Source organism: Streptomyces odontomachi, assembly GCF_024435355.1.
Taxonomy (GTDB): Bacteria; Actinomycetota; Actinomycetes; order Streptomycetales; family Streptomycetaceae; genus Streptomyces; species Streptomyces odontomachi.
On the sequence record NZ_JAMJWG010000003.1, the window covers coordinates 138,193 to 151,081 of the forward strand.

Annotated in this window: 10 protein-coding genes; 7 read left to right on the top strand and 3 right to left on the bottom strand. The window is 76.6% G+C overall.

Features of this window, described 5'->3' with window-relative positions; genetic code table 11:
- Positions 1–13: 13 nt before the first annotated feature.
- From NQO67_RS08505 to NQO67_RS08515, 3 genes are all read right to left on the bottom strand, one after another.
- The gene (locus NQO67_RS08505; RefSeq protein WP_255948883.1) at positions 14–553 is read right to left on the bottom strand and encodes a tyrosinase family oxidase copper chaperone; all 540 of its coding nucleotides are present in this window, start codon (positions 551–553) and stop codon (positions 14–16) included.
- Positions 554–809: 256 nt separating this feature from the next.
- A complete protein-coding gene (locus NQO67_RS08510) occupies positions 810–2,030 on the bottom strand; it encodes a hypothetical protein (RefSeq protein ID WP_255948885.1) in 1,221 nt (406 codons plus the stop codon).
- 495 nt (positions 2,031–2,525) lie between these two features.
- Positions 2,526–2,663, bottom strand: a complete 138-nt coding sequence (locus NQO67_RS08515) for a hypothetical protein (RefSeq protein ID WP_255948887.1) — start codon at positions 2,661–2,663, stop codon at positions 2,526–2,528.
- A 125-nt stretch (positions 2,664–2,788) separates the two neighbouring features.
- Between NQO67_RS08515 and NQO67_RS08520 the strand changes: the two genes are divergently transcribed.
- The 7 genes from NQO67_RS08520 to NQO67_RS08550 all read left to right on the top strand — a co-directional run bounded on the left by NQO67_RS08520 (position 2,789) and on the right by NQO67_RS08550 (position 12,786).
- Complete coding sequence (locus tag NQO67_RS08520) at positions 2,789–4,378, top strand: glycosyltransferase (RefSeq protein WP_255948889.1); 1,590 nt, start codon at positions 2,789–2,791, stop codon at positions 4,376–4,378.
- On the top strand, positions 4,375–6,126 hold the full coding sequence (locus NQO67_RS08525) for a sugar transferase (RefSeq protein WP_255948891.1): 1,752 nt from the start codon (positions 4,375–4,377) through the stop codon (positions 6,124–6,126). Before NQO67_RS08520 ends, NQO67_RS08525 begins: the two co-directional genes overlap by 4 nt.
- A 5-nt stretch (positions 6,127–6,131) precedes the next feature.
- Positions 6,132–8,093, top strand: coding sequence for an O-antigen ligase family protein (locus NQO67_RS44185; protein WP_255948893.1), 1,962 nt, complete (start codon positions 6,132–6,134; stop codon positions 8,091–8,093).
- Complete coding sequence (locus NQO67_RS08535) at positions 8,090–9,805, top strand: lipid II flippase MurJ (RefSeq protein ID WP_255948895.1); 1,716 nt, start codon at positions 8,090–8,092, stop codon at positions 9,803–9,805. The genes NQO67_RS44185 and NQO67_RS08535 overlap by 4 nt, the downstream gene beginning before the upstream one ends.
- A 115-nt stretch (positions 9,806–9,920) precedes the next feature.
- Positions 9,921–10,655, top strand: a complete 735-nt coding sequence (locus tag NQO67_RS08540; protein ID WP_255949618.1) for a polysaccharide deacetylase family protein — start codon at positions 9,921–9,923, stop codon at positions 10,653–10,655.
- A complete protein-coding gene (locus NQO67_RS08545) occupies positions 10,652–12,031 on the top strand; it encodes a glycosyltransferase (RefSeq protein ID WP_255948897.1) in 1,380 nt (459 codons plus the stop codon). The genes NQO67_RS08540 and NQO67_RS08545 overlap by 4 nt, the downstream gene beginning before the upstream one ends.
- Entirely contained in the window at positions 12,031–12,786 is a 756-nt protein-coding gene (locus NQO67_RS08550) for a YveK family protein (protein ID WP_255948899.1), read from the top strand. Before NQO67_RS08545 ends, NQO67_RS08550 begins: the two co-directional genes overlap by 1 nt.
- Positions 12,787–12,889: the final 103 nt, after the last annotated feature.

Consider the following 12,889-nt stretch of genomic DNA (forward strand, 5'->3'; position numbering starts at 1 on the left):
GCCGACTTCCTTCTCAGGTGGCCGCGGGGGTGCGGCTGCCGGCCTGCCCGGCACCGGTGGCCGGGCCGGCGGTGTCCTCGCGTGGCAGGCGTGAGGTGCCCAGTGCGTCGACGGCGCCGCGGGCGGCGGCCAGCGCGTTGGGGTACGAGCTGAAGTGGTCGACCATGCTCAGGTAGCTGCCGTCCGCCCGACGCATGAGGTGCAGCCTCCGCCCGTCGATCAGCACCTCCACACGTTCGACGTGCGTGTGCCCGTACCGGTCGGGAGGCGGCTGTTCGTCGTCGCCCAGCCGCCGGCCGCTGATGTGGCTGCCGCGGTACATCTCCTCGAAGAGCACCTCCCGCATGGGGCCGGGCGCCTGACCGTCCATGGCCCCCGGCCCTGACGGCGCGCCGGTCATGCCGGAGGCCGTGACGACCGGGACCAGTACGGCGGCCGCGGCGACGGATGCACCGGAGGCGGCCAGGACCCGGAGCAGGGCCCGGCGACGGTGGGCGCTCATGGCCACCGCACCGGGGCGGATGGCGAGGGCGTCGTCTCGCTCGGGTGTCATCTCGGTTCGGTCCCTTCACACTGGGCGCGGGCGCGGCAGCCGTGCTTGCACTGCCACGCCTTTCTCCCACGTGACGGACCCTTCCCCACGCGGATGACGGCCCGTGCACGCCGAAGCGGCACCGGAATTCGCCCGGCCGCAGCAGTGCGCGGAGGCGTGCGGGTGATGCGGACGGCTCCCCCGCACACGCGAACGTCGTGCCGGTCCGCGCGGGGACCGGCACGACGTTCGCGTGGGTGCCGGGGGGTGGTCGGTCCTAGTCCTGGGGCTGGGCCTGCGAGCGGGACTGTGGCTCGGCCTGTGACCGGGACTGGGGCTCGGCCTGTGACCGCGACTGTGACGGGGCCTTGGCCTGGTCCTGGCCCTGCGCCTGGCCCTGGGCATGGGGCGACTGCTGCCGGGCCGGCGAGTTCTGAGCGTGCTGCTGCTCGCGCTGGGCCTGCGGCTCGCGGGCGTCCTGCTGCCGGCTCTGCGGGTGCTGGGCCGCCTGCGGGTGCTCGCGCTGGGCTTGCGGGTGCTGGGCCTGCGGGTGCTGTGGACGGCCCTGGCTCAGGCTCTGGCCCTGGGCCTGGGGGTGGGCCTGCGGGCGGTCGGGGCGCTGCTGCTGGTCGGCGTTCGGGCGCTGCTGGCGCTCGGTGGCGTTCGGGCGCTGCTGGTGGCTCTGGTCCTGGGCCTGCGGGTGCTGTTGGCGGCTCTGGTCCTGGGCCTGGGGGTGAGCCTGGGTGGCCTGCTGGCGCTGGTGTTGCTGTTGCGGGCGCTGCGGGCGCTTCTGGTCGGCGTGCGGCTGCGGGTGGGCCGCGGACGGGGCGGAGACCCGGGGCAGGCCCTGCATGCTGGGCGAGGGCAGGTCGCCGGCGGCCAGGGTGGCGGTCACGAAGTTCACCGCCTCGCTCACGACCACGGGAATCTGGCGGTCGACCGCGGCACGGTCACCCGCCGTCGACGACCGGGCCAGGGCGTCGGCGGCGGTCTGGAGCCGGGTGAGGGCCTGGGTGCGCAGCTCGGCCGAGGCCTGCGGGGCGGCCGGTGCCGCGGTGTCCCGGGCGGCCTGCTGCCGGTGCGCCGACTGGCCCTGGCGCGCCTGGTGGTCGCGTGCGGAGGAGTGCGCGCCCGCGGGCTCGCGGTAGTCGGGCAGCGTGGTCGCGGTGTGCGTCGCACCCGAGGCGGCGGGCGCCTTGGCGGTGGTGACGGCCTTGTGCACGGCGTCGGTGTACTTCTGCGCCTCCGACGGGGCGAGCTGGTGGTTGTCGGCCTTGAGCACGGCGTCGAGCAGCTGGCTCACCGGGGTGAGCACGTCCGCCGTCTGGTGCAGCATGGCGGCCTGGCCGAGCAGCGCCGCCGCGCTGGGTGCGGCGGGGGCCTGGGCACCGTCGCGTGACGGCGACTGGTCGGCGGCGACCACCGGGGCCGCGCCGCCGAGGGCGAGCGCGGCGCAGACCGCGCCGGTCACAAGGGGGCGTACGGGCAGATGACGCATGGTGTTCCTTTCGGTGGGTGCGTCGGGTGCTGAGTTCACCGTGCGAGCGACCATCGCCCCACGCAACCGATCGAATACGGAACGTGACCAATGTCAGCTGGAATCCGATCACGGGGAAGCCGGTTTCGCCAGGTGAGGTGACATGTGCGAGCGGGCGCTGCTGGCCGTGACGGACACCCGCCGATCGGGTGGTCCTGCGGAAGATCACGGCGCGCCTCTGCCGGGAAAGGGTCGCGCCATGCCCGACCGCGCCAAGCCCTCGCGCGCCGACCGACGTACCCGCCGCGTTCGAGCGGACCGGCACATCGACACGCGTGCCGGCCGCACCGGACGCGACACCCGGCATTCTGCGCATCATCCGTAAGTCATTCGGATCTACGCAGTCCGACACACAGGATTTCAGAAAATGTCTGAAATGTTCACAAAAGGGGCTAGAGTTGCCACTCGCCTGAAGTAGCCCTGCGTCCCCGGGCGTTCGCCCGCTTTCACTTGCTTTCACTTGCTTTCATCCGCGTCCACCTGCACCACACGCACCCGCACGACACGCACCTGCACCACACGCACCTGCACCACACGTGATCCGCCCGGGCCGCGTTCCGGGTCTTCACCACCCGAAAGGGCAGAGTCGGCCATGCGCACTTCTCTTGGTCTTCCCCTCACTCGTCGTCCCGTGGGCACACCACCCGGGCCTCGCCCTTCCGGTCACGACGCGCACGCCACCGCAGCCGCCGAGCACAGCGCGCACGTGACAGCCGCCGATGACCCCCGGTAGCGCCCGCCCGCTGCCTGCCCGCCCGGCCCGCCCGCTCTCCGCGCCCCCCGCGCGCCCCGCGCTCCGCGTGCTCCACGTCAGCCAACCCGTCGGCGGCGGGGTGGCACGCGTCGTCACCGACCTGGTGGCGGCCGCCCCCGCCGCAGGTCTGCACGCCGTCGTGGCCTGCCCGGCGGACGGCTGGCTCGCGGGCGCGGTACGCGAACGGGGCGGTGAGGTGCGGACCTGGGAGGCCACCCGATCGCCGGGGCTCGGTCTCGGCGGTGAAGTGCGCCGGCTCGCCCGGATCATCGCCGCGGTGCGGCCCGATGTGGTGCACGCGCACAGCGCCAAGGCGGGACTCGCCGCACGGCTCGCGGTGCGCGGTCGGGTGCCGACCGTCTTCCAGCCGCACGCCTGGTCCTTCGAGGCCGCGGACGGCATCACCGGGCGCCTGGCACTGCGTTGGGAGCGGTACGCGGCGCGTTGGGCGACGTGCACCGTGTGCGTCAGCGAGGCGGAGCGCCGGAGGGGGGAGCGAGCCGGGATCCGGGGCGGGATCCGGGCGGGGATCCGAACTGGGACCGGGGCCAGGACCCGGGCCGGGACCGGAACCTGGGGCAGGGCCGGAACCGGGGCCGGCGCCCCGGCCAGGACCAGGATGGCGGCCACGGCCCAGGCCGCCTGGGAGGTGATCCCGTGCGGCGTGGACACCGAACGCTTCCGGCCCTCGCCCGCACCGGCCGCCGACCGCCGCGCCGCGCTGCCCCTCCACCCCGACCTGCCGCCCCCGCCGCCCCTGCGGCGCACGGCCGGCCCTGGGGGCTCGGACGGCGGCACGGAGCGTCCGCTCGTGGTCTGCGTGGCGCGGTTGTGCCGGCAGAAGGGCCAGGACGTGCTGTTGCGCGCCTGGCCGGCCGTGCCGCGCGCGGTGCCCGGCGCCCATCTCGTGCTGGTCGGCGACGGGCCGGACGAGGCCGCGCTGCGAGCCGCAGCGCCCGGGTCGGTGACGTTCGCCGGGCCCACCGTGGACGCAGCCGCCTGGTACCGGGTCGCCGACCTCGTGGTCCTGCCGTCCCGTTGGGAGGGCATGGCGCTGGTCCCGTTGGAGGCGATGGCCTGTGGGCGGCCGGTGCTCGTGACGGACGTCGACGGTGCGCGCGAGAGCCTGCCGCCCGGCCAGGCGCGGCACTGCCTGGTGCGCCCGGACGACCCCGCAGCCCTCGCCCACGCCATCGTCGCCCTGCTGCGCAACGCGGCCCTGCGTGACGCCCTGGCGCACGAGGCCCGCCCCCACGTCGTGGCCCACCACGACGTGCGCAACGCCGCCGCTGCCTTCGCGGACCTGTACCACCGCGTGCGGGACGGCCGGTCGGCGGCGGGCCACGCGGAGTCCGTCGCCGCGGCGGGCCCCCACGCGGAGTCCGTCGCCTCGGCGGGCCCCCACGCGGAGGGAGGCGCCGGCCACGCGGCCGTACCCTGCACCGGGCGCCCCCAGCGCACCGCCGGGTCCGCGCCGTGCGCCGCGCCCGGGGCGCCTCCCGCGCACGCGGCATTCGGCGGGTACGTCGATCGCAGGGGGTCCGACGTCCCGTGACAGCGGAAAGCATCGTTCCGTCCGGTCCCGGCGGCCCGCCCCGGGCGACCGGGGGGCTCTCCCCCCTGGCGCCCGTCGCCACCGCCGCGCCCACGGCGCCGGTCGCGCCCACGGCACCGGCCACGCCCCTCGCACCCGTCGCCGTCGTCGGCCCCCGTGCCGCCGCACTGTCACACCGCGGACGCCGCCCCGAGGCGCCGCCGTCCGCCCTGCCCCTGCTGACCGTGGACGTCCTCGCCGCCCTGCTCGCGAGCGCCGTCCCCGGCACGGGGCGAGCGGGGGGCTGGGCGACCGTGGTCCTGGTGCTCACCGTCAGCGCGCTCCTCGCGCGCGCCGGCCTCTACGGCGCCCGGAGCGCGCCCCCGCCGCCCCGCGCGCCCTTCCTCCTCGACGAACTCCCCGCGCTCTGCGCTCGGATCGCCGCCGGCTGGCTGCTGCTCGCCGTCCTGCTCGCGGTGCTGGGCCCAAGGCAGGCCCTGACGCTGCCCGCGCTCGCCACCGGCTGTCTGGTGCACTCGGCGGCGAGCAGCGGGGGGCGCGGCACGGTGCACTGGGCGCGCCGCCGAACAGCCGCACGCCGGCCCCACCCGGCACTCGTGATCGGTCCCCCGGCCCCCGCCCAGCGCGTCGCCGCCGCGCTGCTGCGCCACCCCGCGTGCGGGGTACGGCCGGTGGGGGTGGCCACGGCGGGGGTGCCGGAGGGCGACGGGTACGGGGGCGCCGGCAGCGGGGCCGGTCAGGACGGGTCGCTTCGCGACGGCGCGCCGCCCGCACCGCACACGCCGCTCGCACCGCACACGCCCCACACGCCGTACGGCCCGATCGCCCCGGGCGGCCCCGGTCTCCTGAGCACCCCGAGCCCTCCGGTCGGCGAACTGCCCGTGCTGCTCTCCCTCCCGGACGTCCGGCGCGCCCTCGTCCAGAACGGCGTGCGCACCGTGCTCGTCCTCAGCAGCGCGTGGCGCGTCCCGTACGGCACATCCGAGCCCCGGGACCCGTACGCACCCCTGCTGTGGACGCTGGCGGAGCACGGCTGCCGGGCCTGGCGGCTGGAGACCGAGCCGGCCGGGCATCCGCACGAGTACGCGTACCCGCACACGGCGCCGCACGGCTACGGCGCCCGGCATCTCGCGGGCTTCCCCTGCACGCCCCTGCTACCGCCTCCGCCCCCTCGCACGCCCGGCAAACGGACCCTGGACGTCATCGTCTCCGCGGTCCTCCTGCTGCTGGCCGCACCGGTGCTGACGGCCTGTGCGGCGGCGGTGCGCTGGGCGGACGGACCCGGCGTGATCTTTCGACAGGAACGTATCGGCAAGGACGGCAGGCCGTTCACGCTGCTGAAGTTCCGCACCCTCCGTCCGGCCGATTCGCACGAGGCGACGATCCGCTGGAACATCGCGGACGAGCCGCGCATGAGCCGCGTCTGCCGTTTCCTGCGCCGGACGTCGCTGGACGAGCTGCCGCAGTTGTGGAACGTCTTCCGGGGCGACATGAGCATGGTCGGGCCCCGGCCGGAACGCCCCCACTTCGTGGCGGAGTTCACCCGACTGCACCCCGGTTACGCGGCCCGCCACCGAGTGCCGGCCGGGGTGACCGGGCTCGCGCAGATCCACGGCCTGCGCGGGGACACCTCGATCGAGGACCGGTGCCGTTTCGACAACGCGTACATCGACAACTGGTCGCTCTGGCAGGACGTCTGCATCCTGCTGCGCACCGGGGGCGCCCTGGTGCGCCTCACAGGGAGCTGAGGCCGGTGCGCGAACCCGCGACCGGAACGGCGCTCCCGCACCCGCCGAGGCGGTGGGCGCCCCCGCCGGCGTGCGGGCCGCTTGGCGCGCTGCACCGGCTCACCCCGCTCTTGCCGCTCCTGCCCATCGCGCCGCTCGTCCTGCTCATCGTCGCCGTCGGGTTGCCGCCCGCGCTCCTGGCCTGGCCGGGGGGCGGCCCGGCGGCTGCCGGTGGTGGCGCGAGCGACGGGGGCGGGGGCGGCGGCGGGGGCGGCACGGTGGCCGACGCGGTGTCCGCACTCGTCGTGCTGTACGCCGTGCTCCGCGCCGTACGGCATCGACGGCAACCGCTGACCAGGGCCGCCGCGGTGGTGCTGGGGCTGCCGGTGGTCGGTTTCGCGGTGGCGGCGACGGGGGCGGCCGACTCGGTCACGGCACTGGCCGGCCTGGTCCGTTACGCCCAGGTCTTCGTCCTGGTGCCCGCTGCGGTGCTGCTGCTGATCCGCGACCGGACCGACTTCCGGCTGATCGCCTGGACGCTCGTCGCACTCGCCGGCTGGCAGGGCGGGCTCGGCGTGCACCAGTACGTCACCCGTACCGGTGCCTCGTACATGGGCTCCGACATCCGCGCCGTGGGCACCTTCGGGCCGACGGACGTCATGGGGATGGCGACGGTGGTGGCGTACGGGGTGGTGTGCGCGGTCGGCCTGGCGCTCGCGCCCGCGCCGCACACCGGCGCGGACCCGTCGCCGGGAAGCCCGCGGCGCACGGCGCGGATCGCCGCGCTCGGCTGCGCCCTGCTGCTCCTCGTGCCGCTCGCCCTGTCCTTCAGCCGGGGGGCGTGGATCGCCACGGCGGTGGCGTGCGGTGCACAACTCGCGCTGGTCGGACGCCGGCCATCCCTGCGGACCGGCGTCGCCCTGGCCACCGCGGCCGCGGCGCTGGCCGGCGGGCTCGCCCTCGGCCCGATGCTGCTGCGGGACGCGATGCCGCACCCGTCGATGCTGGGGCAGCGGCTGGACAGCATCGCCCATGTCACCGACCGGCCGGACCAGTCGGTCGTCGACCGCTACACCCTGTGGGTCACGGCCCTCGACATGTGGCGCGCACGACCGGTCACCGGCGTCGGCCTGAAGGCCTTTCCCGAGCACCGTGACACGCACGCCCCCCTCGCCCTGTCCGCCGGCAGCGACACGGACGGCGCGGGCGCCTCGTTCCGCCGCCAGCCGCTGCTCTCGCCCCACAACATGTACCTGCTCGTCCTGGCCGAGCAGGGCCTCCTCGGCCTCACCGCGCTCACCACCGCGTGGGCGGCCCTGCTGGTGCTCGGCGCACGGCGCGCGCTACCGGCACGCACCCGCGACCTGCGACCCGGCATGCAACGGGCGGGCAGGGCGGCGGAGGTGCGGGGGGTACGCCAGGGCACGGCGGATCGCGCGGGGGCGCGCCGGGCGGCGGGGGACGGAGGACCGGCCCGGCCTGCGGGGGCGCCGCAGCGGCGGTGGTCCGGGTGGGCTCGCTGCGCGGTCCGGGTCCGCTTCGGTCGCGAACGCTGCGGCGTGGGGTCACACGGGGTGCGACGTGCGCGGGCGCTCGGCGCGGACGGGTCCGCCGGCGCACGGCCGCGCGCCGAGGACGCGGTGCGCGACGGCCGCCGGCACCCGTCCGCGGCCCGTGCGCCGCACGGCGTGGATTGCGCCCTGGTCGGGTGCGGGCTGCTCGTCTGGCAGCTGATCGACTTCGTGTACGCCGACATCGGGGGCCCGTCGACGGTCCTGACCGCGGTCGTGCTCGGCGTGGCCGCATGGTGGTCGCTCGCCCCGGCCACGGGAGTCTCCGGGGCACCCGACGGCGGAACGGCACGCGGCGGAACGGTCGGGGAGACGCCCGGGGACGGAACGTCCGGCGGCGGAACGTCCGGCGGGGGTGCGGCCGGCAGGGGAGCGGCCGGTCGGGGGTCCGACGGGGACGGGGTGGCCGGCCGATGAGTCCACACCGCACCGAGGTCACCGAGGTCACCTGCCCGGCCGGCGCCGGCACGCCGAGGTCCGCCGCCGTCCCGTCCCGGCGCTTCCTCCTTCGCGCCACGCTGGTCACCGCCGCCCTCACGGTGGCCGGTGCGCTCCTCGGGCTCGCCCGGGACCGTACGCTGGCGCGGCTGTTCGGCGCCGGGCCCGACACCGACGCGTTCCTGGTCGCCTGGACCGTGCCCGAAGTCGCCGCGACGCTGCTCGTCGAGGACGGCATGGCGTTCGTCCTCGTCCCCGCGTTCAGCAGGGCCCTGGCCCGGGGCGGCACCGCCACCGCCCCCGACCCGGTGCGCGCCCTGGTCGCCGCTTCGCTGCCCCGTCTGCTGCTCGTCCTCGGTGCGGCCGCGGCGCTGACGGCGGCGGGGGCACCGTTGCTGGTCGGGCTGCTGGCGCCGGGCCTGCCGGAGTCGGGGGCGGCCGTGGACTGCATGCGGCTCACGGCGACCTGCGCGCTGTCGTTCGGGCTGGCCGGGTACGCCAGCGCCGCCCTGCGGGCGCACCGCAGCTTCGTGCCGCCCGCCGCGATCTACGTGGCGTACAACCTTGCCATCATCGCGGCGATGACCGCGCTCGGCGGCCGGCTCGGCGTGCGGGCCGCGGCCGTCGGTGTCGCGGCCGGCGGCTGCCTGATGGTGGCGGTCCAGGCACCCGCGCTGTGGCGCCGGTTGCGTCGGGGCGACCAGCCGGCGCGGCCGGGGCGATCAGCCCAGCCCGTGCAGCCGTGGCAGCCGGGTCGGCCACACGAACGCCGCGGCATCGAGTCCGCCCTCGTCGCGACCGTGGTGCTGTTCGCGCTGTGCCGTCAGTCGCAGGTCCTGATCGAGCGGTACCTGGCCGCGTCCCTCCCGCCGGGCGCCATCTCCCATCTGAACTACGCCCAGAAGGTCGCCCAGTTGCCGATGGCGCTCTCGCTCATGCTGTGCGCCGTCACGTTCCCGGTGGTGGCGCGTGCGCTGGCCGAGGGGGACGCCGAGCAGGCCGGTCGGCGGGCGGAACGGGATCTGACGGTGGCCTCGGGGGTGGTGCTGTCGGGCACCGCTGCCCTGGTGGCCTGCGCGCCGGCGGTGCTCGAAGTGTTGTTCCAGAACGGTGCGTACACCGTGCGGGACACCGCGGCGACCGCGGCCGTGCTGCGGGTGTACGCGCTCGGGTTGCTCGGCCAGACCGTCGTCGGGGTGCTCGCCCGTGCGTACTTCTCGGCGGCCCGGCGTACCTGGTACCCGTTGGGCGCCATGGCCGCAGGTGCCGTCTCGACCGCGGTCGTGGGCGCCTGGGCCGCCGGCACCTGGGGCGCAGCCGGCATCGCCGCGGCCAACGCGGTCGGCATCTCCGTCACCGCCCTGCTCCTGCTGCACGGCGCGAACGGCAGGCGTGGCGGCGCGCTCGTGTCCGTGCGCGCCTCCCGGGTGTTGCGGGTGATCGCCGCCCAGGTCGCCGCGGCGGTGAGCGCCTGTGGCGCGGGGCTGGCCGTCGCGCGCCGGGCGGACGGGGCGGTGGCCAGCGTGCTGGTGTCCGGGACGGCCGTCGGCATCGTCTTCGTGCTCGTCCTCGGCGCCCTGCACCCCGGCGCTCGCGCCACCGCCCTGCGCGCTGTGCGCCGCGCCCCACCCCCTGTGGCCGCCGTCTCCGCCTCCCCCGCCCCCACCCGAAAGCGCTCCCATGCCCCCTGACACCGACACCACGGCCGCCCTCGGCACCACCCCGTGGCGCGCCGCACCACGTGTCGCGCCCCGCCCCGCGCCACGTGCACTCCCCCGCCGCGCCGGCGCCCGTTCCTGGATCGCCATGTACCACTCCGTGACCGCGCACGGCGACGACCCGTACCAGGTCACCGTCTCGCCCGGGCGACTGGACGAGCAGTTGGGGCGGTTGCGGCGGCGTGGGCTGCGCGGCGTGGGCGTGGGCGAGCTGCTCGCGGCGCGTGCGGTCGGCGCGGATCGCGCCCTGGTGGGGCTGACCTTCGACGACGGCTACCGGGACTTCGCCGGGAACGCGGTGCCGTTGCTGCGCGCGCACGGCTGCACCGCCACCGTCTTCGTGCTGCCCGGCCGGCTCGGTGGCGAGAACGACTGGGATCCGCTGGGTCCGCGCAGGCCGCTGCTCGACGCGGCGGCGATCCGGTGGGCAGCCGACGCCGGCATGGAGATCGCCTCGCACGGCCTGACCCACACCGACCTGACCCGCGTCGACGGGGCACGGCTCACCGCCGAGGTCGCGGAGAGCCGCGCACGGCTCACCGAGTTGACGGGGCGTACGGTGCACGGCTTCTGCTACCCGTACGGGGCGGTGGACCGGCGCGCGGCGGACGCCGTACGCCGGGCCGGCTACCGGTACGCCTGTGCGACCGCCCCCGACCGCATGCTGTCCGGGGTCTTCGCGCTGCCCCGCGTGCACATCGGCCAGGACGACACCGACTGGCGGTTCACCGCCAAATCCTTCCTGGCCCCGCTGTACCGGCCCCTGCCCCCCGTCCCGTTCCCGCTCCCGGGCCCGGGCCCCGAGGCCGGGGAGGCGTCATGAGGGTGTTGCAGGTCATCACCGGGCTCGGGGTGGGCGGTGCGGAGCAGCAGGTACGGCTGTTGCTGCGTCAGCTGCGCGTCGACGGGGCCGTCGAGTGCGACGTCGTCACGCTCACCCACCCGGGTCCGGTGGCCGAGGGGCTGGCGGCCGACGGGGTACGCGTCACCCACATCGGCATGGCCGGCAACCGCGACGCCACCGTGCTGCCCCGCCTGACCAGGCTGATCCGGGCGGGCCGCTACGACGTGGTGCACACCCATCTGTACCGGGCCTGCCTGTACGGGCGGGTGGCGGCCCGGCTCGCGGGCGTCCGGGCGGTGCTGGCCACCGAGCACTCGCTGGGCGAGACGCTGATGGAGGGCCGCCCGATCACGCCGGGCGTGCGCGCGCTCTACCTCGCCTCGGAGCGGCTCGGCCACGCCACCGTCGCCGTCTCGCCCACGGTGGCCGCACGGCTGCGCCGCTGGGGCGTGCCGGCGCACCGGGTGCACATCGTCCCGAACGGCATCGACGCCGCACGCTTCCGCTTCGATCCGGCCGTCCGGCACCGGGCGCGGCGGCTGCTCGGGTTGCCGGAGGACGCGTGCGTGATCGGCGGCGTGGGCCGGCTGGCGCCCGGCAAGCGGTTCGAGATCCTGCTGCACGCGCTGACCGCGCTGCCGAACCAGTGCGTGCTGCTGCTGGTCGGAGGCGGTCCCGAGGAGGATGCGCTGCGCCACACGGCCCGCCGCCTCGGTCTCGTCGACCGCGTCATCTTCGCAGGTGAACGCCCCTACCTGCCGCCCCTGACCGTCCCCCCGCGCACCCCGCGCGCACCCCACGACCCACGCGCCACCGCCGGCGACGGCGCCGGCGCCGGCCTGCCCTCGGCGTCGGAGCTGGCCGCTGCCCGTACGCTGCCCGCGCTGCTGGCCGCCATGGACGTGCTGGCCGCGCCGTCCCAGGAGGAGACCTTCGGGCTCGCCGTCATCGAGGGGCTCGCGGCGGGTCTGCCGGTGCTGTACGCCGCATGCCCGGCGCTCCAGGACCTGCCCCCGAGCGCGGCACCCGGCGCGCGGCGCATCGCGAGCACCCCGCAGGCCTTCGCCCGCGCCCTGTACCACCTGTACGCCGAGGCCCGGAACGGTCCGCAACCCCAGGCGGCGCGGCTGCCGCAGGGCACGCACCGCCTCCCCGTCCCCGACGCCGTACGCCATTACGCCATCACCCGCACCGCGGACCGGCTGAAGCGGATCTACGCGACGACCGTCGCCGGCACCCACGCGACCGCGCCCCCACCCGCCGACACCGGCCCACCCACGACCACCCCCGCACCTGCCCAGGACCGGACCACCCCGAACGCGGGCGGCCCCACCTCGTTGGGAGTGACCCCTTGATGCCCCGAACCCCGAGCAGACGGCGCAACACCACCGCAGCGCGGGTGCGAACGCCCGCACCGGCGCCGGCTCCCGCCCGCGCCCCCGAGCCGGTACCGCATCCGCCGGGTCCGGAGCCGGCGGGTGCGCCGGAGCAGCGGTGGTGGCGGGCGCGCCGGTGGCTGCCGTGGCTGGCGCTGCCGGTCTGCCTGGCCGTCGGGAGCCTCACCGGCGGTACGTACGGCGCGCTGCGGACGCCCCAGTACACGGCCACCGCCTACGTGATCGTCGTCCCGGAGGGCAAGTCGGAGCCGTCCACGGCGCTCGGCTTCGCGCAGACCTACGGCAGGACGGCCACGCAGTTGGCGGTGCTCGGGGATGCGCCGGTGTGGGCCGGGGTGCCCGTGCGCACCCTGCGCGCCAGCGTGCGCGCCGAGACCTCACCGGACGCGCCGATGATCGCGCTGACCGCCTCCTCGCCCCTTCCCGACCGGGCGGCGGACATGGCCAACGCCGTCTCCCGGGCGTTGATCATCAACGCGAACGTGACGCACCGCGACACCCATGTCCGCGTCGTGCAGTTCTCCCGCGCGATCCCGCCCACGGAGCCCGCGTCGCCGTCCGCGCTGGTGACCGCGCTGGTGGGGGCCTGCGCCGGCGGCCTGCTGGGCGGTCTGGCCCTGCTCGTCCGGCACCCGGAGCGCCCCCGGTCCACGGCCGGGGGCGCTCCGGTGCCCGGCCCTGCGACCTCGGCCGACGTACGCGGGAGACGCTGATGGTGCCGCACGGGGAACCGGTGCCGGGAAGCGGGGCGATCGCCCGCGCCACGTCGCCCGGGACCCCGGCCCCACCGCCCCGCACCCCGGGCACGCCGGGCAC

Bases quoted from the DNA above. Each gene is read 5' to 3' on its own strand.
- NQO67_RS08505 (WP_255948883.1), bottom strand. From the start codon at position 553: ATGACACCCGAGCGAGACGACGCCCTCGCCATCCGCCCCGGTGCGGTG.
- NQO67_RS08510 (WP_255948885.1), bottom strand. From the start codon at position 2,030: ATGCGTCATCTGCCCGTACGCCCCCTTGTGACCGGCGCGGTCTGCGCC.
- NQO67_RS08515 (WP_255948887.1), bottom strand. From the start codon at position 2,663: ATGGCCGACTCTGCCCTTTCGGGTGGTGAAGACCCGGAACGCGGCCCG.
- NQO67_RS08520 (WP_255948889.1), top strand. From the start codon at position 2,789: ATGACCCCCGGTAGCGCCCGCCCGCTGCCTGCCCGCCCGGCCCGCCCG.
- NQO67_RS08535 (WP_255948895.1), top strand. From the start codon at position 8,090: ATGAGTCCACACCGCACCGAGGTCACCGAGGTCACCTGCCCGGCCGGC.
- NQO67_RS08540 (WP_255949618.1), top strand. From the start codon at position 9,921: ATGTACCACTCCGTGACCGCGCACGGCGACGACCCGTACCAGGTCACC.
- NQO67_RS08545 (WP_255948897.1), top strand. From the start codon at position 10,652: ATGAGGGTGTTGCAGGTCATCACCGGGCTCGGGGTGGGCGGTGCGGAG.
- NQO67_RS08550 (WP_255948899.1), top strand. From the start codon at position 12,031: ATGCCCCGAACCCCGAGCAGACGGCGCAACACCACCGCAGCGCGGGTG.